Below are 25,067 nucleotides of genomic sequence, written 5' to 3' on the forward strand. Positions count from 1 at the left end.
GTTGCCCTAGCTACTTCATAAAACTTTTATCTTCCCTATTGTGAAAGTATAGTTATGAGCCATTAGCTGCTTTAATGCTTATTAGTTATACATAATAAAACATCCTACTAAACGCTATATTACAATAGAGTTCAATAGGATGTTTTGTCATTATTTAGTTAATGAAGGCATAATAATATCTTGTTCAAGCTGTCTTCGTCTCTTTGCAGTATAGTCTACAACTTTAATTTGAACTACGCCCACAGAGTTTACCATGGCATCGGTAAAAGTAAATTCTCGACCGGTCTGATGCTTCATCAACACTTGTAAACCATGAACTTTTTCATCAATATTCTCTAAATAAGTAGCCTCTCCTCGTCCCATTACACTGGAATAGACTGAACTATATTTACAAGGAATATCTCCACCTGAAACAAGAGCCTCATCATCACCATCAATTTCGATAAATACATGAGGATTCGCTTGAATCAAACTAAACTTCTTCCCCTCATGATGTCCATGCACAAAGATATGAAGTACATCATCTATAAATTCATAGCCGAAATGCAAAGGTACCACGTAAGGGTAATTACCATCCATCATACCCAAGTGAATGATGCGAGTGCTATTTAAAATACCTTTAATTTCATCTATATTTGTAACCATACGATCTTGACGTCTCATAATAGCCTCCACAAGAATCGGAAAATTAATACACCTTACTCTTCATGTAATCTGCCAAGAAGATGTTTAAATTGAGCTTCATCACTCTTTAGCTTTCCGAAAAAGACTTCATCAATTTCTTCAACTAATGGAACTGCTTTTTGTAATATTGCACCGCCCTCTTCATTTAAAAGAACAGCTTTCGCACGTGTATCTCTAGAGTGCTCTTTTCGCTCTACAAAACCACGTTTTTCCAATAAGCTCAATATTTGAGATACCGTCATAACATCTATCCCTGAAAGTTTTGAAATCATAACTTGTGTAACTTCGTTATCATGTTGTGACAGATAAGCAAGAGACGCTAAAACAACAAATTGAGGATGTGTTAAGTTCAACTCTTTTAACGCTTGTTTTATAGTAAAATGCCATTTATTGTACACCCTCATGAACAATAATCCTGTTGATTTTTCTGAATTGTCTTTATATTTTGATGTAAACAAACAGCAATCACCTTATCTTTCTAAACAATTTTTTAGAATAAATATAGATTGAGGAACATCCGAAAAAACTTGACTTAAAAATTCCAAATGTTGCTTATCTTCACTTTCTAAACTTACAGTATGCTTTACATTTACACTTCCATCATGATTATCAATTATTTGATGTCCGAAAAGTATAGCTCCAAATGGAGTTTCAGTCTTATCCCAAAACTCTTCAAAAGATTTTACAAGAGTGAGCTGATATTCCATAGGTGGCATGCCTTCAAGCTCCATTGTACCACATGAACCGGTCTCAAATTTACCGTTTAATGTAATATTTTTTAGATCCTCTTCCCAGTCATACCAGTTTTCGATATTCGCATAGTACGCCCACACAGCTTCTTTTGTTGCTTTTATTTTCAAATTAAAAGTAAATTCCATTTTATATCCTCCTTTTATTATAAGTGTACTTATTATAAAATATTTTATATTATTCGTCAATTAACTTCAAGAAAAGGATATTCTATGTTTTTGTCAATATAAGGGTATACTCTCATCAGAAAATCATCAGGCCTTTTGTCTACTGTAAAAATACATTTGACTTTTTAGAATAGATACTGTATTATAAAAAAATAGTTTTAAAGATTCTATAGATTGTTAAAGCTATGGTAATCCATAGCCTTTATATTTATAGATAGTTTGTAGAAAAGAGGTCTTTATTATGTCTGATACGCATCAGTTAAAACGGGGTCTTAAGAACCGGCATGTACAACTGCTCGCCATCGGCGGTGCTATTGGTACAGGCCTATTCTTAGGCTCCGGTCGCGCTATTCACTTGGCTGGTCCATCCATCATATTCGCCTACCTAATAACAGGTGTTATGTGCTTCTTTATTATGAGAGCACTAGGCGAGTTATTGTTATCTAACCTAAATCACCACTCTTTTATCGACTTTGTAGAAGATTACTTAGGGGATCGAGCAGCCTTTATCACGGGATGGACATACTGGTTCTGCTGGCTTTCACTAGCCATGGCAGATTTGACAGCCGTAGGCCTCTACATGCAATACTGGATACCGTGGCTTCCTCAATGGATACCAGCCTTACTTGTTCTAGTCGCCTTGCTGTTAATGAACTTAACAGCGGTAAAATATTTTGGCGAAATGGAATTCTGGTTTGCCTTGATTAAGGTAATCGCTATCATCTCTCTTATCATTATCGGTATCATCATGATTGTTACAGGTTTCACCACAGATGCTGGCGTCGCCGCCTTTAGCAATATGTGGAATTACGGAGGATGGTTCCCTAACGGAACGATGGGCTTTATTCTATCATTCCAAATGGTTGTATTTGCTTTCACAGGCATAGAACTTGTAGGTTTAACGGCTGGCGAAACGGAAGATCCTGAAAAGGTTATTCCGATGGCCATAAATAATATCCCATTGCGTATTATTTTATTCTATGTAGGCTCTTTAGCCATCATTATGAGTATTTACCCTTGGACTGCCGTTAACCCTGCTGCAAGCCCATTTGTAGCGGTATTTACCGCCGTTGGTATTACAGCCGCTGCAGGTATCGTAAACTTCGTGGTTCTTACTTCTGCAGCATCCGCTACAAACTCCGGCATCTTCAGTACCGGTCGTATGATTTATGCCTTGGCAAAACGCGGCCACGCCCCGAGTTCGATGCGCCGCTTGACTCACAGCAGTGTGCCATACCAAGCAACGATTTTTTCGGCAGCCGTATTATTGATTACGGTTGTACTCAACTACGTAATGCCTGAAGCAGTATTCGTTATGATTACATCAATCTCCACGTTCTGCTTTATCTTTATTTGGGGCATGATGGTTATTTGCCATCTCAAATATCGCAAGAAAAATCCTGAAGTAGCGTCACAGTCTAAATTTAAAATGCCTCTATACCCTATAATGAATTACATCATCCTCGCTTTCTTCGTTTTTGTTCTAGCCATCCTAGCCTTAAATGAAGATACGCGAATTGCCCTCTTGTTCACACCAATTTGGTTTATTATTCTTTGGGCGTTCTACTCCATGCTTAACACAGACGATGAAGATGCCCTTGGGGAAGAACTCATCGAAATGGCTGGTGTAAAAGAAATTTACAAAAAACCTAAGAAAGACGATTCCGATGATTACGTAATCTAACAAAAAAGCTCGTGCATAGCACGAGCTTTTCTTTTACTTCATAGTAGGGAAATTCTGTTGTTCATATTGTTCTAGATATGCTGGTAAATTACTTGTATCTTCATTGTAATTAAAAATAGTCTTGATGCGATAGCCTTCTTGAGTGATCATGATATCAATAGAGGATGGTACTTCTTGACCATTCTGTTGCAAGTGATTAACTAATTCTTGCAAGGCCTCTATTTGACGTAAAGAACCAGCCATATATTTACCCTTGGATAGGCCTGTATTTCTAATGACTTGACCATTGTATACTTGACCTCTATTATCTTTGTAATAAAAGCGTACAGCATCCTTATCTCCCGTAGGAACTGCTTTAATATAAATGATCTTCCAATTCTTTTTAATCATCACTTTTGTAGCTTCTGCTAAAGTATTAGACAAACGTCGTGTTTCTTTATTTGTTGATTTAGAAACACCATTAACCTGTTGAATCTCATCATTCATAGGCATATCAATAGATGCCACTACTGGATCTTGTTCTACCTTTTTTGCATCTGCAGGCTGAACCGCGAACACACCAACAACCGCCATTACAGCTAATGCGGTAAGAGCAATTTTTTTCATTCCATCTCTCCTTAGAGAATTTATCAAAACAAATTACAATTTATAAAATTAGTTACTAAAATCCGTATCCACAATAGCGAATTGTGTATAGTCAGGGTAACGTTTTTGCATTTCTGCCTTAATTTTTTCCAATGTGCCATGCGGATCTTCTTCGTCAAAGTCAAAGATAATATCGTAGTAAATAACCTTCTTTTCTTCTTGTACGTAGAAGGCATGTACTTGTACTACATGTGTATATAAACTAATAACTTGATCAAGAGCTTTTCTAATTTCAAGTACTTCTACACTTGGTTGGTTTTCAGCATATACACCAACGGTCATATTGATGCCAAACTTTTTATAAAGATGAACCGCAATGCCCTTTGTTAGGGGATGAACTTCTGCCATTGTCATCGTATCTGGTACAGAAATATGAACAGAACCAATTGTTTCTCCCGGACCATAGCTATTTAATACCAAGTCATATACACCACCCACATTCGGATGCTGTGCGATAGTTTCTTTAATATTACGGATTAAATTATCATCTGCTCGAATACCAAGCAAATGGTTGTACATTTCACGTAAAATATCATACGCCGCTTTTAAAATTAAAACAGAAATAACAGCGCCCACATAACCTTGAATATCAAAGTTAAAGAAAAATACTAAGCCTGCAGATACCAATGTGGCAAAGGTAATTACCGCATCAAAAAGGGCATCTATACCAGATGCTACGAGCGCATCGGATTTATATTTTTCACCTTGTGCCTTTATATAACGGCCCATCACGATTTTCACCACGATGGCAACAGCGATGATAACAAGGCCTGGAATATCAAAGGTAGATACCTCAGGGTGAATAATTTTTTCCACAGATTCCTTAAGGGATCCAATGCCAGCACCGAGAATGATGAAAGCTATGGCCATAGTAGTCATATATTCTATACGACCATGACCAAATGGATGCTCCTTATCAGCCCCTTTGGCGGCTAATTTCGTACCCACAATAGTTAATACAGAGGACAATACATCTGTTAAGTTATTTACTGCATCAAGGATGATGGCGATGGAATTAGACGCAAGGCCCACAATCATTTTAAAAATAACGAGAACGACATTACCTATAATGCCTTTTATACTAGCAAGCGTAATCCCCCGATTACGTGCTGCACCATTATCTTGTAAAATCATACTACACCTCTTACATTCTGATTTATAGTTTATAAATAGAACTATATCGATTTACTTATAATCCTATTATAGCTTATTGATTATCATTTGTCATTATTTTTCTTGAAAAATATTTTTAAACTTATTGATTTTGCTGAATTATCAATAATTCTCATTTCTCAATTAGAAATTTTGATGTATTGTGACTTCACAATATATAGTACAAACCTATTATCAAACCAGTATTTAGGCTCCCATAATGATTTAAGGCAGATTATGCCGTAACCGTAATACGCTCTCCTGTGCGCATGTGTGTAAATACTACCTTTTGAGCGCGCAATTGGAACGGCTGTCCCGTAGGTTGTGCACCGTATAAGGTATCCCCTACAAGAGGGTGACCTATATAGCTGAAAGCTACTCGAATTTGATGTGTTTTCCCTGTGTACAAACGAACTAAAACCTCAGAATATCCACATTTATTGGACTTATACACAGTTTTGTCCACATTTGGATTATTTTTATCCACATCTACTAATTCTATATCCACATTTTTTAGTCCTATATCCACAGAATTTTTAAACTTATTCACAGAGTTATCCACAGATTGGGAAGCATGTCTACATAGGACGGAAAAATCTGTACGAGTCTCTTTTCCCTTTGCATTTACTTCGTAATGAATCCCATCAGCACTGCGTTCCATAGGGAATACTAAAGAATCCTCATCAGCTTCTACAATACCTTCTACAGTAGCCATATACCACTTTTCAAAGGTATTATCATCCATTTGCTGTTGATAAAGGCTTTGAGCTAACCCACTTTTTGCAATGACAATGCATCCCGTCGTATCTCGATCTAGACGATTCAAGAAACGTACTTTTCGCTTGATACCATGATCTTTAAAATAATGCGCCACACCATTGGCAAGAGATAGTTGATCTTTAGAGTTCACCGTCACACCACTTGGCTTATCCACAATAAAAAGATCCTCGTCTTCGTATAAAACGGATAAGTCCATTTCGATTGGATCGTGGTCAATCTTCTCTTTAGCCATAGCAATCCAGATCTCATCGTCTACGGAGATTGCATCCTTTGGTGTAGCCTTATGCCCATTAATGTGGATTAATTTCTCTTCAAAGAGTTTAACTAAGGACTTTCGAGGATATTTAGTATCTAACACTTCACCGAGTGAAATATCACATGCTTCGCCAGTATGTTCTAGATCACCACTTGACATGTCTTGATTGCTACTCGATATACCTCGACTGCTACTAAATACGTCTCGACCGTTATTAGACAGCTTTTGTTTTGCATATTTCTGACTAAGCACAGCGTTTATATCTACAGCGGTCACGGTCCACAGAATATCATCAGGACGATGTGTTTTTCGCGCCATCAGTATCTCCTTTCTACGAGTTCAGGATCTCGTGGCATATAGTTGAGTAGCGAGCTTGGTTGAACAGCTCGACCTCTTATATTCGTCTGTTCAAAGGTAATGGTCAATTCTTGTTTAGGTCGAGTGATGGCCACATAGAACAAGCGCTTTTCTTCATCATCACGACCTTCTGCAAGGGCAAAAGGACTTGGGAACGTACCTTCGTTGAGTCCTGCTAAAAATACATAATCGAACTCACTGCCCTTTGCTTGGTGAATGGTAATGATAGGAATGCGGTCTTCGTTTCGCACCTGTTGTGCGGGCTCGCCCGCCGTAAGAGCTGCGAGCTGCAAGATTTGATTTAACCGCGCTAATCCTGCTGGCCCTTCATAAGCCTCATCTAATTTTTCCATGATACGATATAAATCGCGTATATGCTCTACTTTAGCCGCTTCTCCATGAGATTTGTAGTATTCTAGAACTCCCATTTGATTCATGATGTACGCCAATAATTTCGTTGGCATCTCCGTATAGGCTTTTCTACGCAACGTCGCCATTTGAGATGCGATATTGGTGAAAGCTGCCTTATATTTGTTAATAGCTACCATACGTCCCGTTGTAGTAGGCACGATATTTTCTTTCACCGCATAGATTAAAAGCTGTGCAGTGGCTAATATATCGTCCATCGCATTGTGCGTTGGCTCATGGTGGATAGGAAACTCAGATGCAAGGAAGCCCAATTTATGATTTGGTAAATTAGGATAGAAACGACGGTAGATATCGAGGGTATCGTAGATAGCCTTGAACTCGGGATTACCTAAGTTATGACGCGCCAATTCGTTCGTAAAAATGCTTACATCATAGTTTACATTGTGACCTACAATAATAGCATTCTTCGAGAATTCCTTAAAGGCTTGTAACACTATAGCTGGCTCTTCGCCGTGCTCTTGTAAATACGCATCGGAGAAGCCGTGTACCTCTTCGGATTGACCAACAGGTACACCAGGATTGATAAAGCGTTCAAAGGTCTCTAAAACCTGTCCATTTTCATCGATGCGGATGGCCGCAATTTGAATGATGCGGTCTTGAGCCGTATCTGTGCCGGTGCTCTCCACGTCATAAACAACTACTTCATGCTGTTCGAGACCACTTACGAGCTTTGCATATGGCTCCGCCTCAAAGATAGGCATATCCATAAAGTCCGTCAATTTTAAACCTACTTGGCGCGTCTCAGGGCTTTCAATCGCAGCAATACGAGCGTCACCAATACCAGCAACATAGCGCTTAATAATTCGTTTCGCACTGACAGAATCATTAGGATTCATCAACAACTTGAAGTAGGCCATAACATCTTTAATTTCTTGACGTCTAAAGAATTTATACTCGTCAATAATCATAAAGTGACGTCGTTCCTCTTCAGGACGCTCACCGTTAAGGCGTTCAAAGGAGTCACTCAATCGCTGTGCCTTTTTATTATCTCGCACGAGAACGCCGATATTAGCATCCTTTGGTAAGGCGCAGATAGCTTCGTAGATATATCGGCCCTCAAGGTAGCTATTTTTACACCCTTTAACGAGAACAGGCTTACCCTTGCTTTCACTATTGGCACGAGGCAATTCAGTGTAAATAGCCCCAACTAGGTCAGGAAACATATTTTGCAAGGTCTTGAAAGCCATCGTAAAAAGCGTCCAGTTAGAGCGATAGTTTTCATAAAAGATGATTTTCAAGGGCTTGAAATCCGCATCAAACTGCTTGAGCAAACGGAATGGATCGGAGCCACGCCATTCGTAAATCGTTTGGAAATAGTCGCCACATAGTAGCACGTAATTACCTTCCCACAGCATTTCTAGAACCTTGTACTCTAGTACGCCTGTATCTTGCATTTCATCTACAGAGATATAGCTGTAACGACTGCGCCAGCGTTCACGAACTACAGGGTCTTGGAATAGGCGATGAACACCGCAGATGAGGTCTGTAAAATCTAGACCGTGCACGGAAGCTAAGCTTTCATCATACGCAGCAATCCATTCGTGACCATGGTTCAAGAAATCATTGAGTTCACTATAGAGGACATTGCCAAAGCTGGAGAATTGCTGCTCAATGGCTTCGCGCTGTTCCTTCTGTAAGCGTTCGATGGTCCGCTTGTAATCGCCTAGAAGGTCATCAGAATAAAATCCATATAAAGAGCGATATTCTTTCACCATAGCGATAACATTAGCAAAGGACATTTCTCGCAATTTACCAGGACGGTACGGTTCAGAGAGTTCCTTGCAGTCTTCTTCGTCAAAGATGGTCACATCTGTGTACAAGGTTTCGTTGCGCTTTCCCTCTTGTTGGAGAATGAAAAAGCAAAAGCTGTGGAATGTACTAACCTCCACAGCCTTTGCAGGACTGCCTACGAGCGATTGAATGCGGCCTTTCATCTCATTTGCGGCCTTGTTCGTAAAGGTCATGCACAAGATATTCTCCGCCTTCGCATAGCCACCCTCGATGAGATGAGCCACTCGATAAGCAAGTGTATTCGTTTTTCCCGTCCCAGCGGACGCTAACAAGAGGATATTCTGTTCCACTTCATCAATAACGCGTTGTTGTTCACGATTGATAAGCATAAAAACCTCCTGTTATTTAATGCCGTAATATATAGCAGCTAAGACCATAGGAATAGGACCTAAAATTGCTGTTAATGCCCAAATACCAACTCCAATATCCATTGGAATCTCAAGTACATGAACACATACCCAGTAGGTTAAGCCACCAATCACAACATTCATAGCCACCCGTTTAATGGTGAAAAATGCTACCTTGAAAGCAATGTAGGCTACAGCAATGGAAATAACCGCCGATATAATCGGTGATGCTAATAAAGCTCCCATACTACTATCCTTTCATTTCTTGACGGTTCACTACGGCACCGCCTAGCGTTAATTCATCGGCATATTCAATATCGCCGCCCACAGGAACACCGCGGGCAATGCGCGTTACCTTAATGCCACTTGGACTTAATAAACGCGCCAAATAAAGCGCAGTTGCTTCCCCTTCTACGTCTGGGTCTGTAGCGAGGATAACCTCTTGTACAATGCCATCGCGAAGACGAGCAATCAATTCTTTTACGCGAATATCATCGGCACCGATGCCCTCCATAGGGGACAACGCACCTTCCAATACATGATACAAGCCCTTATAATCACCACTACGCTCGATAGCAATGACATCGCGAGATGTTTCAACAACCATGATTGTCGTTTGATCGCGATTTGGATTGCTACAGAATTCGCAAGGATCTTGAGCTGATAAGTTAAAGCAAATAGAACAGTGACGCGTAGCCCCTTTCGCTTCTACGATGGTTTCCACGAGGCGGTCTACCTCTTCCTTTGGCATTTCTACCAAATGGTAAGCCAAGCGTCTAGCTGACTTGGAGCCGATGCCAGGCAAGCGGCGCAGCTGCTCTACAAGCCGTTCTAAAGCGTTTGTCATTTAGAATAAACCTGTTGGCAAGTTAAGACCACCAGTCACTTTGCCCATTTCTTGAGCCAAGAGGTCGTCCACTTTTTTGCTAGCTTCGTTTACCGCAGCCATTACTAGATCCTCTAACATTTCTACATCTTCAGGATCAACAGCTGTAGGATTCAATTTCAAAGATTCGATGATTTTTTCGCCGTTCATCACAACTGTTACGGCACCGCCACCTACGGAAGCTTCTACAGTACGAGTTTTTAACTCTTCTTGCATTTTCTTCATATCTGCTTGCATTTTTTGAACTTTTTTCATCATGCCAGTCATATTGCCCATACCTTTACCAAACATTGTATTTCCTCCTTTTAGGACATCGTCCTATACTAATATTCTAAGTCCATATCATTAATACTATATGACATAGATTTATAACATATGTGTCACCTAATAGCCCGAAAGCCAACGGTTATTATATAACAATTACTTTTTTATCTATTCTTCGATGACCTCGACTATGATGTCATGGTCTTCAGATAGTTTTTCTAATGTTTCTGCCAATAAAGGATTGTTTCGTTCCTCTTCGGTCATATGCGCTGGATCCCATGCGTATTCACGAGCTACCGTAACGCTATCGATAGCCTCTACTTCAATAGGTTTTTGTGAAAGCATACCATTTCCATCACTTTGATGCGGGGTTACCTCACGAGGTTCAACCCCATCAGACTTTGGGACAGCTTCCACCTCGATATGCGCACCGCTATCCATAGGACGCTCTAACACTTCTCCATCCTCGCTGATAACAGTCACACTATCTAATGGATGTGGTGGCATATCATCTAAGGATGATACATAAGAACCCTCCATATCATCTACAGGCACATCATCAAAGGAGTGAACTGGAATATCATCCCCTTCAATAGAGCCAGCTAGAGACTCAATAGGAATTTCACCATCAGGAACTTGAGTAGATGGAGTATCATCAAAGGATGTGATTTGTACATCCCCACCAGATACTAACACTGTTTCTGCTTCAGCACCTAGTGCAGTTTTTAATGAAGTATCTGTTGTAGCTGTATTCACACTATCACTAACTACTGTATTTGCAACAGCACCGCCGGTTTTCTTAGCTAAGAATGCCATCGCCGCAGCCTTAGCCGCGTCCACAGCCGCAGAATCAGGCTTACTATCTTGAGGATCATTGGTTAAATCCATTTGTGTCGGTTGCCCACCAGAGGTCGTCTTTACGTCAACCATCGGTTCTTGTGGTCGTTGGGATGCTTTTACTTGGCGTTGTGTGGTACTACCAGCAGCCTTTTTATAGTCTTTATAAACTTGCGTGAGGGCATCCACAATTTCTACGTGTACTGCATAGCCCAGTGTATAGGTGAAAGCATCAGCCGCTTCCGCCAAATTCACTTCATTGGTCATCACATTGAGATGCAATGTATTTTTAAAGGCTATGACCGCCTTGCTTTGGTCTACATATACAAGTTGACCTTGACCGATAACGGTAGAGGTCATATTGCGATTGCTATCCTTCAAGTATTTAATCACATTGGATTGTACATTGCGATACTCTTGAGCAGACAAGATTTGTTCACTAATGATGGCCTGTGTACTAACACCTTTTTTAGCACGACCCTTAGCTTGGTTTCTTGTAGGTTTTCGGGAATCCGTATCCCCATTGTTTGGCGGTGGCATCATGCCAACGCCACCCATTGGTGGCGGAGCCATGCCCACTCCATTCATCGGAGGAGGTGTACTACCTGGTGCTCCCATCGGTGGAGGCGTCATACCTACCCCATTCATAGGAGGCGGTGTCATCCCCACACCACTTGATGGTGGCACTGCATCAATAGTAGTATTTTGAGTGCTGCTCATTGGAGCATCCTGTGTAGTTACAGTAGTATCAACAGATACAAAACTATTCGCATAGCCACCTTGTGGTGGTACAAATGCATTAGCACCATACATTGTTGGAGCTGCTACGGGGCCTCGTTGTTCCAATTGAGCCATGCGGTTCAATAAATCATTTCGTTCAGATCGCTCGGCGCTTTCAAGAGCATACACGCGATCTTCAATGCTTTCATCAACAGAACCTAATTTAGCACAAAGCACGAGTAGGCCCATTTCAATTATGGTTCGTGGGTTATCCACTTGTTTCGCATCATTCATGATGGATTGAGCACTGCGCACATATTGGTTAAGTTCATTGAAATCAACAGTATTGGCCTGAGCTAGGAACTCATCCTTAAAGGCATCGTATACCTTGAGTTCATCCGCATCAGGAGCCACCTTACCAACGAGCAAAGCACGCACATGTTGAATGAGGGCTTCCATAATTTGCGTCGCATCGCGACCTTCTGCCAATGCATCGTGAACGTAGGATAATACTTTCGGGCCATCTCCGTTGCGCAAAGCATCTAAGAAATGAATGATCCATTCCTTACTTACAAGACCGATTAACTCTTCCACCACTTGCGGTGTAATAGAGCCCGTTGCCATACCTGCACATTGGTCTAGAATACTCAAAGCATCACGCAAACCACCGTCTGCATGAACAGCGATGAGCTGAGCCGCCGCAGAATCAAGGTCAAAGCCTTCTTTTTCTGCTACATAAGATAGACGCTGTGCGATGTCATCAGAAGTAATACGTCTAAAAGTATAGCGCTGACAACGAGACACGATAGTAACAGGCAATTTTTCAATTTCTGTAGTAGCAAAGATAAACATGACGTGAGCTGGCGGCTCTTCGATAGTTTTTAAAAGCGCGTTCCACGCCTCTGTAGTGAGCATATGGGCTTCGTCGATGATGAAAACCTTTTTACGCCCCTCAACAGGCATAAATTTGACGCTTTCACGAAGAGCACGAACCTCATCGATACCGCGATTTGATGCGGCGTCGATTTCAAGAACGTCCATGGACTGGCCGCTCAAAATCGATTTACAAGCACTACACTCGTTACAAGGGTGATCCGTTGGCCCCTGCTCGCAATTGATAGCGCGCGCAAAAATCTTCGCCATGCTCGTCTTACCAGTCCCCCGAGGACCGGCAAATAAATAGGCATGAGCTACCTTGTCTTCGCGGATAGCACGCATCAAAGTATCAGACACCTGATGCTGGCCGACTACATCGGTAAATGTCTGCGGACGATACTTACGATATAGCGCAATATATGCCATTGGAACACCCCCTTTTTCCGAAACTTACAATACTTTATTATACCATATTCAAGAAAATCTGACTTCTTTAATATAGTTCTCTCCACATTTTCAAAGTGATATGTTTATTTATAAACTTTGTAGATATTTACTAGTCAAAATTCCATCATATGGTTCACAATAAAACATCGTATAGTCCAAAATAAAGTATCATACATTCCTATATTAGACATAAAAAAAGCGGCCTCACAGGCCGCCTTGCAATATTCGATCACGACAGCCCCCGGGTTCCCCGTGGCACATGAAGGTTACCGCTTAGTGCTGCTACCTCTCAGTCCTGACACGATTCACAGGCCCCCATTGCACAGGCCCGAGAACTGCCATGATCCAATATTGCAATACAAATATTATACATGAAAAAGCCTCTATAGTCAAAGCTATAGAGGCTTTTCACTGTATTCTTATATAACAAAAATTAACTAAGAAGAAATATATTATGCATATTTTTCTTTAAATGCAGCTAATTGAGCTTCCTCTAAGGACAAGCCTTGTTCTTTAAAGCGTTCAATAGCAGCTTGCATTTCCTCGTATGCTACAGGTACAACCTTTGTAAATCTGTTTACAAAGTTATTCCAGTTTTCTAAAAGGTGACGGCCTTTAGCGGAGTTAGTATGCAATACATGTTGTTCTACTAGTTCTTTAATGCGTTTAAGGTCATCATTATTGGCAGGACGTAGTTCTACGAGACCTGGATTTACATAGCGTTCATCGCAATCGAGGATGTACGCATAGCCACCGGACATACCTGCTCCGAAGTTACGGCCGATGTTACCGAGTACGAGCACTTCGCCACCGGTCATATATTCACAACCATGGTCGCCGACACCTTCCACAACAGCCGTGATACCACTGTTACGAACGGCAAAACGTTCACCAGCTACACCGTTGATGTAGGATGTACCAGAGGTTGCACCATAGAAGGCGACATTACCAATTAGGATGTTTTCGTCCGCTTCAAAGATAGATTTCTTAGGTGGGTACACCGTTATAGTACCGCCGGACAAGCCTTTACCGAGGTAATCATTTGCATCCCCTTCGAGTTCTAAGGTCATGCCTTTAGGGATGAAAGCACCAAAGGATTGACCCGCAGAGCCTTCAAAGTTCAACTTGATTGTGTTATCTGGCAAACCGCTTTCACCATAACGACGAGTCACCTCAGAACCAACCAAGGTACCTACAACACGATTGATGTTAGTGATAGCCAATTTAGCGCGAATCGGTTTTTGGTCCTCAATAGCAGGACGGCACATACGCAAGAGCTTGGACATATCCAAGGTGCGTTCTAACTCGTGATCTTGGTCAACCATGTGCATATGCCCTACAGAGGCGTCGATGTACGGACGGAACAATATACGTTTAAGGTCAACGCGAGACAACTTGAAGTTATCGTCTTGCGATTTTTGACGTATAAGATCGATACGCCCAACGAGTTCAGCTACGGAGCGAATACCTAGACGAGCCATGATTTCACGCAATTCACGTGCGATGAAAATCATCAAGTTTTCAACATATTCAGGCTTACCTGTGAAACGAGCACGCAATTTTTCGTCTTGTGTAGCTACACCATAAGGGCATGTATTAAGATTACATACACGAGCCATTTTACAGCCTACTGCTACGAGAGGCAATGTGCCAAAGCCAAATAACTCAGCACCGAGCATAGCTGCCACAGCCACATCGAATCCCGTCATCAACTTGGAGTCTACCTCTAATTGAACACGGTCACGCAATCTGTTGAGCATCAAGGTTTGATGAGATTCAGAGAGACCAAGTTCCCAAGGTACACCTGCATGTTTTACAGACGTGCGACCTGCTGCACCTGTACCACCATCGTATCCGGAAATCAAGATGTTATCTGCTTTTGCTTTCGCAACACCAGCAGCGATTGTGCCAACACCTGCTTCAGAAGTCAATTTAACGGAAATACGCGCATCTTTGTTGACACATTTCAAGTCGTAAATCAACTCTGCCAAGTCTTCAATGGAGTAAATATCATGATGCGGTGGTGGAGATACGAGCTCAACACCTGGAGTGGAGTGACGAGCCTTGGCAATTTCAGGATATACTTTTTTGCCTGGTAATTGACCACCTTCACCTGGCTTAGCACCTTGCGCACATTTAATTTGCAATTCTTTTGCATGAATGAGGTAGTTTGCGGTTACGCCAAAACGACCAGATGCAATCTGTTTTACTTCGGAGTTCATGCTGTCGCCATTTGGCAACGGTTTGAAGCGAGCTACGTCTTCGCCGCCTTCACCAGAGTTAGATGTAGAGCCTAAACGGTTCATTGCAATGGCAATGGCTTCATGCGCCTCTTTACTGATGGCACCGTAACTCATAGCACCAGCTTTAAAGCGTTTTACAATGGATTCTTCCGATTCAACCTCTTCGATAGGAATACCACCACCTACAGGATAATTCAATTCCATCAAGGAACGCAATGTTACGTGGTAATCGTTGCGAATCGCTTTGGAATATTCTTTATATTTTGCGTAGTCGCCGTTGATAAGAGATTCTTGTAAAAGCTCGATTGTCTTAGGATTGAATAGATGCTCTTCCCCATCTTTTACTGGACCATACCAACCGCCTGGTTCGAGTACAGTTTCGTCGGATTTGAAAGCCCGTTCATAACGAGCTAATGCCTCATGTGCTACACCGCCAAGACCAATGCCGCCGATACGTGTTGGCGTATTTACAAAGAACTTATTAATGAAGTTAGTATTCAAGCCCAAAGCTTCAAAGATCTGTGCACCGTGGTAGGAACGAACTGTGGAAATACCCATTTTGGACATAACTTTCATGATGCCACCTACAGCGGCTTTAATATAGTTCTTTTCTGCTTCTTCTGGTGTAATATCTCCAAGGCGTTTACGAGCTTGCAAATCGCGAACTGTTTCAAGCGCCAAGTATGGGTTGATAGCTGTTACACCATAACCGATTAATGTACAGAAGTGATGAACTTCGCGTGGTTCACCAGATTCAAGGATGAGGCCAATTTCTGTACGCAACACTTTGTTAATCAAGTGATTGTGAACAGCAGCTACAGCCAACAACGCTGGAATTGGTGTATGATTTTCATCGACACCGCGGTCGGATAAGATCAACACATTTTGATCTGTACGAGCTGCTTCTTCTGCCTTTTCGCATAAATCATTTAGCGCATCGCGCAAGCCTTCAGCACCCTTAGTAGGATCGAAGAGAATTGGCAAGGTTACGGATTTCATGCGACGACAATCAAGAGCTTTGATGGACGCCAACTCTTGGTTCGTAAGGATTGGTGTGCGCATAGACAGCGCATAGGTTCCTGCTTTGTTAGGCTCTGTTAGATTACCAGAGTTACCAAGCATAACCCGTGTAGATGTAACCATCTCCTCACGGATAGAGTCGATAGGAGGATTTGTTACTTGCGCAAACATTTGCTTGAAGTAGCTATATAGCAATTGTGGTTTATCGGACAAGATAGCTAAAGGTGCATCGGCACCCATAGCACCTACAGGGTCTTTACCATCTTTTGCCATAGGCACAATCATGCGCACAAGGTCTTCTTGAGTATACCCAAAGGCTTGTTGCTCCTTGAACAAATCCTCTACCTTTGGAATGGTACTTTCATCGGCCTGAGTAATTTCAGATAAGTGAATGACGTGTTCTTTTACCCATTCATTGTACGGTAATTCAGTAGCAACGCGATGTTTGATTTCTTCATCGGAAATGATGCGTTGTTCATCTGTATCGATGAGAAGCATTTTACCTGGTTCCAAACGGCCTTTAGCGCGGATATTTTCAGCATTTTCGTTTACAACGCCAACCTCGGAAGCCATAATAACGCGGTCATCTGTTGTCACATAGTAACGAGCAGGACGTAAACCGTTGCGGTCAAGGACACCGCCGATAACTGTACCATCCGTAAATCCCATAGCCGCAGGACCATCCCATGGTTCCATCATAAAACTATTGAACTCATAGAAATCATGTTTTTCTCGGCTCATGAGGTTATTGCGTTCCCAAGGCTCAGGAATCATCATCATAATCGCATGAGGCAAGGAACGGCCTGTCATGTGCAAGAATTCCAATGTGTTATCAAACATAGCCGAGTCAGAACCGCTATCATCTACTACGGGGAATACCTTTTTGATATCTGGGAACAATGGAGATTCCGCTTTACCTTCACGAGCGTTGATCCAGTTTACATTACCGCGAATGGTGTTGATTTCACCATTATGAACTAAGAAACGGTTAGGATGTGCCCTAGCCCAGCTTGGAAATGTATTCGTACTGAAACGAGAGTGCACCATTGCCAACGCAGATGTAAAGTCAAGGTCGCTCAAATCAAGGTAGAAGTCTCGCAATTGACCAGGTGTTAACATACCTTTATATACGATTGTTTTAGAAGACAAAGATGCGATATAAAAATCGCTAGATAATTCCTTGCTTAATGGAATGATGCGTTTTTCCGCCAGTTTACGGATGATATATAATTTACGTTCAAATTCCTTATTGTTAGTTACATCGGGACCTTTGCCGATAAGGATTTGAATCATCCAAGGTCGAATCGCAGCTGCCTCTTTACCGACCTTTGTACCATCAACCGGTACTTCACGCCAGCCGAGGACAACTTGCCCCTCTTCGCGTACGACCTCTTCGAGAATTCGTTTTTGCTCGTTACGGAGACTTTCATATTTATGTGCAAAGACCATACCTACGCCATATTCGCCAACTGCAGGTAGGTTAATACCAAGCACTTCGCACTCGCGCTTGAAGAATTCATGCGGGATTTGTACTAAAATACCGGCACCATCCCCAGTATCCTTGTCGGCACCGGCACCACCACGATGTTCCAAGCGCTCCAAAATGCGTAAACCATCGTCGATAATATCATGAGATTTTTTTCCCTTAATATTAACAACGAAGCCCATGCCACACGCATCCTTTTCAAATTGGCTGCTGTACATACCATTGGCTTCAAGTCTAGCTTGATCTAGACGTTGTTGCTCTATTGTGCTTTGCTTCATATCCATAACGTGCACTCCTTCATATCACTTGATCATTCCAAGCACTGCGGCATCGTTCCGTTCGGTCTTGGTAAAAGTATAACTAACAAACTATTTCTCTATAAAATTATCAATTTAACATTCTATAGAATTTTATGTCTATACACAGTATACTCCTGTCCACTGTGAATTGAAAATATAAAAAAAACATAGTCTATGCTTTTCATGCATAGACTATGAGTTTTTATCACTATTGTTTTTTGTATACAAGGACACAGGGATAATAAGCTTCTCATCCAATAAATACGATAGTCTTATTATTTAGAGTGGAAAAATCAACAGTTATTTTTCTCGATCAAAATTATACCCTACTTCACAGGTAATCGTAATAGCTTCGTCTTTACCATACGGCACGAAAGTTAGCTCTGATGCGTGCAAACATTGGCGTGTATAGGACTTCTTGCGCGTACCATACATAGCATCACCTACGATAGGATGACCAATATGTTCCATGTGAACCCGAATTTGATGAGTTCTGCCAGTCAACAATTTAAAACGTAACAGCGTATTGTCTCCTTCATAACCGAGAACGGTATATTCCGTTTGAGCAGGCTGACCAAACTCATCGATAACACGGCGATTATCGAATACTGGATCTACGCCAATAGGCGCATCTACCATGCCATCCGCATCAATGCGACCTTCTACAAGACCTGTATAAATGCGGTCGATACGACCTGCTTGTAGCTCATCAGTATAGTATTGTTGTGCTTCCTTTGTTTTACCAAATAGAATACAACCCGATGTATCTCGGTCGAGGCGGTGCACAGGTCGAACCTTATGGACTACGTTTTTCTTCGCATAATACCCTGCCACATAGTTACTCAATGTACAAGACTTCGTTTGCCCTGCAGGATGAACGAGCATAAAAGGAGCTTTATTCACAACTAGAGTATGAGCATCTTCGTAGAGAACGGTAATCGGCCCCTGTTCTACGTCTACCCCATAATCCTTATCTTGTGGTAACTCCAAAGTTAATACATCACCCTTTTTAAGTACTCGCTGCGAATGAGCCACACGGCTATTAACTTTCACCCGTTTCTTGCGAAACATCATTTGTATATCCCGAGAGGATAGGGAAAATCGTTCCTTTACATATTTAGAAACCGTCAACTCAGTTGGTTCTTTCACCGTATATGTTTTCCAGCTCATATTACCACCATTCGTTAATATACGTTTTTTGTTCAGGATAGAGAATATCGAAATAGTCTAACCATTCTTCGCTTACTGAAAGTTTCCCTTCAAACGCAAGGTCTCGAGCCGTAAGTGTGCCCATTAATAACTGGCTCAACGCACCGACCTCAATGGTAATATCTGTTTCACCCTCTATCGTATCAGAAATCTTTTTAACGGATGGAGTTAATGCACTGCCATATTGTACTTCATAGCGACCTTTGTTCCAACTGCAAAGCCCATCTTTTACAGCAAAGGTCATTGTTATAGGCATCATCAATGCCTCTTGATTGACAGGAATTGCTTCAAAAGCAGCTTTTACATCTACAATACGACTCATCATATATGGCATGGTAGCGTGGCCAGTTCTACCATCAGGATAGAAGCGATAATATGTATCGTGAAGGCCTTCATTCCAACGGATAGACGTACCTTGAGAACGGTGATTATAGAAATAATTTAATAATGCACGTTGTGCACGGCGTGTCGTGTAAACCAACTCAGTAACAGGAATTTCAGGCTGACCTAAACGATACACTGCGTAGCCTTCAATGACATGGTCATCGTTGCGCACTACAGCAACATTTACGCCTTCTGCAAAAAAGCTGCCTAACAAACGTTTCCATTCCTTTTCACCACGTTCTGCGTAGCCAGAAAGACGAGCCGTATATGTTTTATATACTGGATCTAACAAAGTCCATTGATCTACGCTATTTAGTAAGCCAAAGCTCAACGTTTTATCTGTCATAGGGCGCAAGTCTTCTAGCGATATGGTATTCACCCATTGATGAGCATAAAGCTCCCAACCATATTGTTGATAGAACGCTGCCTTGGATGGCATCAAAATCGTCATAGCTTGACCGCGTTTACGAAGCTCCTCTAGTGCAGCAGTTAACAGTGCACCGCCTACACCACCACGGCGGGCTGCTGGATGCGTTGCAACGCCTACCATATAGCTCGTAGGCAATACGGCACCACGTACATTAAGATTGTATTGACGCAAATGAACGGTACTCAACAATTGGTCCTGTTCTAGGCCGACCATTGTATTCTCTGGTTCATAACAATTTGTAAAATAATATTGGAAGAATGGATCTTCCTTTGGTTCAAAGCAGTACGCCCATAGATTTTCCACATGAGGCGTATCTTGAGCCGTCGCAATTCTAAATTCCATAATTATGTCCTCGTTATATCATAAGAGCCACTATCTATCGCGTCACAGCGTATAATATCTAACCTGTCGCTATATCGCTATATCGCTATGATGATACGATAGTTACATTCAAATAGATAGGCTAACAATTCTATTATAACAAAATGAGCTATGGAGCACATCGGCTTCATAGCTCAAATTTTTATTTACCGCCTGTCGCATTATCAGCTTCGTTAGCATATACTGCGTCATATTTTTCAGCAAAATGATCTGGGTTATAAGATTCTTTTGCTTGACGAAGGCCAGGCAAACCCATATCTTCTTCGCGGTTGATAAATTCTACTTCGCTAAATTCATGACGAATGAATTCATTATTGATAGCTTGATACAAACCACGAATATCTGGATTTGCTTTTTCAATGTGAATCAAAGCAATTCTGTCATTGAGAAGCTCACCGATACTAAAGGCTTCGACACGGCCGAATAGTTTAATAGCACCGCCCTTAAGTCCCAACACATCCCAGTTATCAAACAACAAATTGATGGCTACCAATTCATCTTCGATACCTTCTTCATGATGCGTTTCTACCCAAGATGCTGCCGTTTCACGACATAATGGGATGATATCATCTGTAATTGGCACATATTCATAGTTAGAATATTGCATGCGGAATTGATTTAAATGGTTTTTCTTTTGACGGAATTTCTTACCAGACAAGTTGATAAGATCTTCGGACTTGTAAATGTATTCGTAGTTGTCGCGGTCAGGTGTAAATGCATAGCGACCAGGACATAGGTCTTCCATGCGTTCTTTTACATCTTTGCTAACGCCTTTAAAACGGAACGGCAATTTATTTTCTACGAACCATTCTTTAGCACGCAACAAACCATCAAGGAACTTTGCATCTTTACCAGCAAATGGAGGCAATAGGAATGGCTCACGCTTGCCACCACCTTGGATGTACAATACGCCATTCTCTTCAGCCCAGCGAATACCGTACGGGTCTTGCCACATAAACAATGTAGTAAAGCAATTATCGGATGCTTCATAATGATGTTGTTCAAAATATTTGTCGATTAATGGTTTATCTCTCAATTCAAAACGTTTAAATTCTAAAATAATAATCCCTCCTATCAGATTCCTCTTTTGAGGTTACTTTCACAATCTGTAAAAGTTTTGATTCCATCACATTTAAACATAATGCTAACAATCTAGTACTAAAATCTTAGGTCTCATAATTACAATTTTACAAATTCACCTAACACAAAGGTGCCATCCGTCGTAATAACCTTATCACCTTCGTTTAAGCCAGAAATAATAGCTACATCATCGCCCTCTGTGATGCCTACCTCAACAACACGTACATCAACTGTATTATTCTCAGTCAATACATATACATATTTCCCATCTTGATTTTCCCGAACCGCCTTAGTTGGAACGGTCAGCATCTTGGCTTTCACATTAGATTCAATAACGAGTGTATAGAATTCACCAGCCTTGATTAGGCCTTTCTCATTATTGAAAGTGGCTTTCACAAGAACACTTGGCACATTTTCAGGTTGAGTAATATCTACGTAAGTCAATTCACCTGGTAATTCTTGGTCACCTACCTTGAGAAGTACCTTCATGCCATTCTTCGCTTCAGGTGTACCTAATTTCATAGCCGCATCACGAGGAATGCTGAGGGATGCAACCATCGGCGTAGATTGCTGAATCATCATAAATGGACGGTCTGCAATCGCCATTTGACGGTCTTCGTTATAGATAGATGTTACAGTACCTGCTATAGGAGCCACGATTGTAGATGCCGCCATCTGAGCCGATACTTGTGCGATTTGTGCCTCAATGGCCGCCGTATTGACACCTCCCCCACCACCGGTTGTAACTGTTGTAGTTTGTGGTTGAGATCGTTCCAAAATACGATCATATTCTTTTTGTGTGATTATGCCCGCTTCACGCATGCGTTGAGCCTGTTCCAGTTGAGTACTGTCTATAGATGCTGCAGTCGTAGTCGTCACAGCTGAGGCATATGATTGTGATTGGGCTTGCGCTAATTGTCCTTGCAAGGATGCTAGCTGTTGTTGTAAAGCCGATGTATCTACAGTTGCCACAGTTTGACCTTGCTGTACTTGATCGCCTACTTTCACGGCATACACGACCTGCCCCGTCAAGGTCGGCGTTATCGTCGCCTTATTAAGGGCCGTTACATTGGCATCATTATGAATCTGCAACGGCATATCCTTGTACGTTACCTCTGCGACGGATACGGTTTTCGTACCACATCCCGCAATAGCGAGTGTCATAATCATAACACCAAGGATAGCAATTACAGAGCAGAAACGATTTATTTGCATTCTGTCACTTCCTATCATATTGATTTTTATCAATACCTTAGTATATCATAAAATCAGTTAGAATTGTATGAAAGCTAATTCCTTTAATTTATGGATATAACGGAGGTTCTCATGGAAGAACGGATGGACTTTAGAATTTTAAACAATGGTAGCTTCATTCCCTCCATCGGTTATGGTACCTATAAAACAGGTACCGAAGGAGAGACTGAACAAGCCGTTGCCAATGCACTTGGCGTAGGCTATCGTTTACTCGATACGGCCGCCTATTATGGCAATGAAGAAGCCGTGGCTAAAGGGATCAAAGCATCTAGTATTAAACGAACAGATATAATCATCACTACTAAAATCTGGCACACTGATGCAGGCTACGATAATACGATGCGTGCTGTTGAAAGTTCCTTAAAGAAATTAGATACCAACTATATTGATATCATGCTAGTACATCAACCACTAGGTGATTACTACGGTTCTTGGCGCGCCATGGAAGAATTATACGATCAAAATGTACTCCGTGGGTTAGGTCTATCTAATTTTTACGAAGACCGTCTCATTGACTTGCTGTACCACTGCAATGTAAAACCGGTGGTCAACCAAATCGAATGCCACCCGTTCAACCAACGTCACTCCCTCTTACAATTGATGAGAAAGCATCAAGTTGTAGGTATGGCATGGTCTCCATTTACCCGTGACCGCCAACCGATTTTTGACCATCCAATCATCAAAAGCTTGGCAGAAAAATACGGTGTTTCAAAACATCAAATCATCTTGCGTTGGCACATCCAACGAGGCATCATTCCATTGCCAAAGGCCAATAACGTGAGCCATATGGAAGCAAACTTCGATGTATTCGATTTCAAACTCACCAACATCGACATGGATGTTATGGAACTACTAGACCAACGATCCTTCTTGGAAAATCATCATACTGCGCCTGGTCTTGAAAGGCTATTACAACTCAAATAAAACATAATATACTAATTAAATACTAAGTAACATGAATTGTTGATAACAATTACAATAAATATAACAATCATGCCATCACGATAAGCAAAATAGTATTTGTAAAAATAAAACCACGTATATCTAACCTTTCATAGGAATAGATATACGTGGTTTATTTTATTTTGTCACATTAAATATAGCTTGTACAAGAATCATATAAATTACTGTACCAGCAGCAATCGATATGAGCATGTTACGTTTCCATAAATGTAAACCTACCGTAACAACCAAGGCTATGAGCTCCGGAATACCGTACGGATATGCTAACACGACAGTCTCTTTAAAGGTATATACAACGAGCATGCCCATAACAGCGGCTGGTAATGCCTTACCTAAAAATAGTACAAAATCTGGTGCTTTTTTTCCTGGAGGAAATACGAGGAAGGCTCCAAATCGGGTAAGTAATGTACCGGCTACAACAATGGCAACAGTAATGACCATTTCTGTACTAGTCAAGATGTACACCTCCCCACTTGTACGCTACATAACAGACGAAAAGCATACATGTCATAGACAGCAGCATAAAGAGTGATTTACCAACCAATACAAGCATGATTAATGCCATTAGTACCCCAGCTACGCCAAAGGCTCTAATCTTATTATTCTTCGCATTGAGTAGCATTTCAAGGAATACCGCAATAAATAGCCCTGGCAATACGAAATCGATGCCCCGTAAATCTACGTCAGCCAATAAATCACCAAATAGACCACCTACAAAGGTGCTAAATACCCAAAATATATAGTTAAGCCAAGACACGTGGAAGTAAAACCACTTTTCATCTACATCATCTGGCAGCTTCGTTCCCATGTTGATGGCAAAACTTTCATCACACATCCAAGCAATAGTGGGGAACCATTTCCACCCCATATGAATATAACGTTGGAGCGCAGACAAACCGTAGAAGAAGTGACGACCATTAACAAACATGGTCAGTACAAACGCATTAATAGGATCAAATCCAGCCACCAACATGCCAATCGTCACAAACTCCATGGATCCCGCAAAAATAGTAGACGCCAAAACAGGCGCCGTCCACCAAGGCAGCCCTTGGCTCGTAGCATATAAACCAAAGCCTAAACCAATAACAAATAAGCTTATGCCCATAGGAGCCATAATAGGAAAAGCAAAAGAAAAAGCACTTTGACGCTTTATCTCATTCAAGGGACTATCTCCTTTCAATATCGTATAATCAGTCGTCAATCATCAATCATCAATCATCAATCATCAATCATCAATCATCAATCA

The 25,067-nt window shown here is 41.4% G+C and carries 20 protein-coding genes and 1 other RNA gene; 2 read left to right on the top strand and 19 right to left on the bottom strand.

The annotated features are described in order from the left end of the window. Nucleotides 1–150 precede the first annotated feature (150 nt). From ACGHIY_RS08645 to ACGHIY_RS08655, 3 genes are all read right to left on the bottom strand, one after another. Nucleotides 151–663, bottom strand: a complete 513-nt coding sequence (locus ACGHIY_RS08645) for a pyridoxamine 5'-phosphate oxidase family protein (RefSeq protein WP_119562586.1) — start codon at nucleotides 661–663, stop codon at nucleotides 151–153. Between the two features lie 35 nt (nucleotides 664–698). Then, entirely contained in the window at nucleotides 699–1,088 is a 390-nt protein-coding gene (locus ACGHIY_RS08650; protein ID WP_237301779.1) for a MarR family winged helix-turn-helix transcriptional regulator, read from the bottom strand. Between the two features lie 66 nt (nucleotides 1,089–1,154). Continuing rightward, the gene (locus tag ACGHIY_RS08655) at nucleotides 1,155–1,562 is read right to left on the bottom strand and encodes a polyketide cyclase (protein WP_119562587.1); all 408 of its coding nucleotides are present in this window, start codon (nucleotides 1,560–1,562) and stop codon (nucleotides 1,155–1,157) included. A gap of 280 nt (nucleotides 1,563–1,842) precedes the next feature. Between ACGHIY_RS08655 and ACGHIY_RS08660 the strand changes: the two genes are divergently transcribed. Beyond that, nucleotides 1,843–3,285, top strand: coding sequence for an amino acid permease (locus ACGHIY_RS08660; RefSeq protein WP_278451775.1), 1,443 nt, complete (start codon nucleotides 1,843–1,845; stop codon nucleotides 3,283–3,285). A gap of 33 nt (nucleotides 3,286–3,318) precedes the next feature. Here the strand turns inward: ACGHIY_RS08660 and ACGHIY_RS08665 are convergent, their stop codons facing one another. The 14 genes from ACGHIY_RS08665 to ACGHIY_RS08730 form a co-directional block, all read right to left on the bottom strand. Further along, entirely contained in the window at nucleotides 3,319–3,891 is a 573-nt protein-coding gene (locus tag ACGHIY_RS08665; RefSeq protein ID WP_155085892.1) for an immunity protein YezG family protein, read from the bottom strand. A 48-nt stretch (nucleotides 3,892–3,939) separates the two neighbouring features. Continuing rightward, nucleotides 3,940–5,064 carry a cation diffusion facilitator family transporter gene (locus ACGHIY_RS08670; RefSeq protein WP_221741213.1) on the bottom strand — a complete coding sequence of 375 codons (1,125 nt, stop codon included), beginning with the start codon at nucleotides 5,062–5,064 and terminating at the stop codon, nucleotides 3,940–3,942. 253 nt (nucleotides 5,065–5,317) lie between these two features. Beyond that, complete coding sequence (locus ACGHIY_RS08675) at nucleotides 5,318–6,436, bottom strand: RluA family pseudouridine synthase (RefSeq protein ID WP_278451773.1); 1,119 nt, start codon at nucleotides 6,434–6,436, stop codon at nucleotides 5,318–5,320. Beyond that, the gene (locus ACGHIY_RS08680) at nucleotides 6,436–9,024 is read right to left on the bottom strand and encodes a 3'-5' exonuclease (RefSeq protein ID WP_390525481.1); all 2,589 of its coding nucleotides are present in this window, start codon (nucleotides 9,022–9,024) and stop codon (nucleotides 6,436–6,438) included. The genes ACGHIY_RS08675 and ACGHIY_RS08680 overlap by 1 nt, the downstream gene beginning before the upstream one ends. Nucleotides 9,025–9,036: 12 nt before the next feature. Continuing rightward, a complete protein-coding gene (locus ACGHIY_RS08685) occupies nucleotides 9,037–9,288 on the bottom strand; it encodes a hypothetical protein (RefSeq protein ID WP_008714821.1) in 252 nt (83 codons plus the stop codon). 4 nt (nucleotides 9,289–9,292) lie between these two features. Then, on the bottom strand, nucleotides 9,293–9,889 hold the full coding sequence (gene recR, locus ACGHIY_RS08690) for a recombination mediator RecR (protein WP_009352441.1): 597 nt from the start codon (nucleotides 9,887–9,889) through the stop codon (nucleotides 9,293–9,295). After that, on the bottom strand, nucleotides 9,890–10,219 hold the full coding sequence (locus tag ACGHIY_RS08695) for a YbaB/EbfC family nucleoid-associated protein (RefSeq protein ID WP_008714816.1): 330 nt from the start codon (nucleotides 10,217–10,219) through the stop codon (nucleotides 9,890–9,892). 141 nt (nucleotides 10,220–10,360) lie between these two features. Further along, nucleotides 10,361–13,051 (bottom strand): DNA polymerase III subunit gamma/tau, encoded by a 2,691-nt coding sequence (dnaX, locus tag ACGHIY_RS08700; protein ID WP_390525482.1) that lies wholly within the window; start codon nucleotides 13,049–13,051, stop codon nucleotides 10,361–10,363. A 256-nt stretch (nucleotides 13,052–13,307) separates the two neighbouring features. Next, nucleotides 13,308–13,407: signal recognition particle sRNA small type (ffs, locus tag ACGHIY_RS08705), an RNA gene on the bottom strand. 117 nt (nucleotides 13,408–13,524) lie between these two features. After that, entirely contained in the window at nucleotides 13,525–18,105 is a 4,581-nt protein-coding gene (gene gltB / locus ACGHIY_RS08710; protein ID WP_390525483.1) for a glutamate synthase large subunit, read from the bottom strand. Between the two features lie 315 nt (nucleotides 18,106–18,420). Beyond that, the gene (locus ACGHIY_RS08715; protein WP_316584193.1) at nucleotides 18,421–19,290 is read right to left on the bottom strand and encodes an RluA family pseudouridine synthase; all 870 of its coding nucleotides are present in this window, start codon (nucleotides 19,288–19,290) and stop codon (nucleotides 18,421–18,423) included. A 1-nt stretch (nucleotide 19,291) separates the two neighbouring features. After that, entirely contained in the window at nucleotides 19,292–20,485 is a 1,194-nt protein-coding gene (gene eis / locus ACGHIY_RS08720; RefSeq protein WP_004694904.1) for an enhanced intracellular survival protein Eis, read from the bottom strand. A 181-nt stretch (nucleotides 20,486–20,666) separates the two neighbouring features. After that, a complete protein-coding gene (locus ACGHIY_RS08725) occupies nucleotides 20,667–21,602 on the bottom strand; it encodes a phosphatidylglycerol lysyltransferase domain-containing protein (RefSeq protein WP_316062400.1) in 936 nt (311 codons plus the stop codon). 101 nt (nucleotides 21,603–21,703) lie between these two features. Then, the gene (locus ACGHIY_RS08730) at nucleotides 21,704–22,819 is read right to left on the bottom strand and encodes an efflux RND transporter periplasmic adaptor subunit (protein ID WP_105087179.1); all 1,116 of its coding nucleotides are present in this window, start codon (nucleotides 22,817–22,819) and stop codon (nucleotides 21,704–21,706) included. 111 nt (nucleotides 22,820–22,930) lie between these two features. Here ACGHIY_RS08730 and ACGHIY_RS08735 point away from each other — a divergent pair, with 111 nt between their 5' ends. After that, nucleotides 22,931–23,782 carry an aldo/keto reductase gene (locus ACGHIY_RS08735; protein WP_287551527.1) on the top strand — a complete coding sequence of 284 codons (852 nt, stop codon included), beginning with the start codon at nucleotides 22,931–22,933 and terminating at the stop codon, nucleotides 23,780–23,782. A 156-nt stretch (nucleotides 23,783–23,938) separates the two neighbouring features. On the opposite strand, the gene ACGHIY_RS08740 is transcribed toward ACGHIY_RS08735, so the two are convergent. Both ACGHIY_RS08740 and ACGHIY_RS08745 read right to left on the bottom strand, forming a co-directional pair. After that, nucleotides 23,939–24,277 (bottom strand): branched-chain amino acid transporter permease, encoded by a 339-nt coding sequence (locus tag ACGHIY_RS08740; RefSeq protein WP_021148604.1) that lies wholly within the window; start codon nucleotides 24,275–24,277, stop codon nucleotides 23,939–23,941. Further along, nucleotides 24,270–24,935 carry an AzlC family ABC transporter permease gene (locus ACGHIY_RS08745; RefSeq protein ID WP_008602239.1) on the bottom strand — a complete coding sequence of 222 codons (666 nt, stop codon included), beginning with the start codon at nucleotides 24,933–24,935 and terminating at the stop codon, nucleotides 24,270–24,272. The genes ACGHIY_RS08740 and ACGHIY_RS08745 overlap by 8 nt, the downstream gene beginning before the upstream one ends. Between the last annotated feature and the right edge of the window lie 132 nt (nucleotides 24,936–25,067).

The organism is Veillonella parvula (assembly GCF_042850485.1).
Taxonomy (GTDB): domain Bacteria; phylum Bacillota; class Negativicutes; order Veillonellales; family Veillonellaceae; genus Veillonella; species Veillonella parvula_Q.

Coding starts and splice junctions, on each gene's coding strand:
- recR (WP_009352441.1), bottom strand. CDS start 9,889: ATGACAAACGCTTTAGAACGGCTTGTAGAGCAGCTGCGCCGCTTGCCT.
- ACGHIY_RS08675 (WP_278451773.1), bottom strand. CDS start 6,436: ATGGCGCGAAAAACACATCGTCCTGATGATATTCTGTGGACCGTGACC.
- ACGHIY_RS08730 (WP_105087179.1), bottom strand. CDS start 22,819: ATGCAAATAAATCGTTTCTGCTCTGTAATTGCTATCCTTGGTGTTATG.
- dnaX (WP_390525482.1), bottom strand. CDS start 13,051: ATGGCATATATTGCGCTATATCGTAAGTATCGTCCGCAGACATTTACC.
- ACGHIY_RS08660 (WP_278451775.1), top strand. CDS start 1,843: ATGTCTGATACGCATCAGTTAAAACGGGGTCTTAAGAACCGGCATGTA.
- ACGHIY_RS08650 (WP_237301779.1), bottom strand. CDS start 1,088: ATGAGGGTGTACAATAAATGGCATTTTACTATAAAACAAGCGTTAAAA.
- ACGHIY_RS08685 (WP_008714821.1), bottom strand. CDS start 9,288: ATGGGAGCTTTATTAGCATCACCGATTATATCGGCGGTTATTTCCATT.
- ACGHIY_RS08735 (WP_287551527.1), top strand. CDS start 22,931: ATGGAAGAACGGATGGACTTTAGAATTTTAAACAATGGTAGCTTCATT.
- ACGHIY_RS08665 (WP_155085892.1), bottom strand. CDS start 3,891: ATGAAAAAAATTGCTCTTACCGCATTAGCTGTAATGGCGGTTGTTGGT.
- ACGHIY_RS08745 (WP_008602239.1), bottom strand. CDS start 24,935: ATGGCTCCTATGGGCATAAGCTTATTTGTTATTGGTTTAGGCTTTGGT.
- eis (WP_004694904.1), bottom strand. CDS start 20,485: ATGGAATTTAGAATTGCGACGGCTCAAGATACGCCTCATGTGGAAAAT.
- ACGHIY_RS08645 (WP_119562586.1), bottom strand. CDS start 663: ATGAGACGTCAAGATCGTATGGTTACAAATATAGATGAAATTAAAGGT.
- ACGHIY_RS08680 (WP_390525481.1), bottom strand. CDS start 9,024: ATGCTTATCAATCGTGAACAACAACGCGTTATTGATGAAGTGGAACAG.
- ACGHIY_RS08670 (WP_221741213.1), bottom strand. CDS start 5,064: ATGATTTTACAAGATAATGGTGCAGCACGTAATCGGGGGATTACGCTT.
- gltB (WP_390525483.1), bottom strand. CDS start 18,105: ATGGATATGAAGCAAAGCACAATAGAGCAACAACGTCTAGATCAAGCT.
- ACGHIY_RS08655 (WP_119562587.1), bottom strand. CDS start 1,562: ATGGAATTTACTTTTAATTTGAAAATAAAAGCAACAAAAGAAGCTGTG.
- ACGHIY_RS08695 (WP_008714816.1), bottom strand. CDS start 10,219: ATGTTTGGTAAAGGTATGGGCAATATGACTGGCATGATGAAAAAAGTT.
- ACGHIY_RS08715 (WP_316584193.1), bottom strand. CDS start 19,290: ATGAGCTGGAAAACATATACGGTGAAAGAACCAACTGAGTTGACGGTT.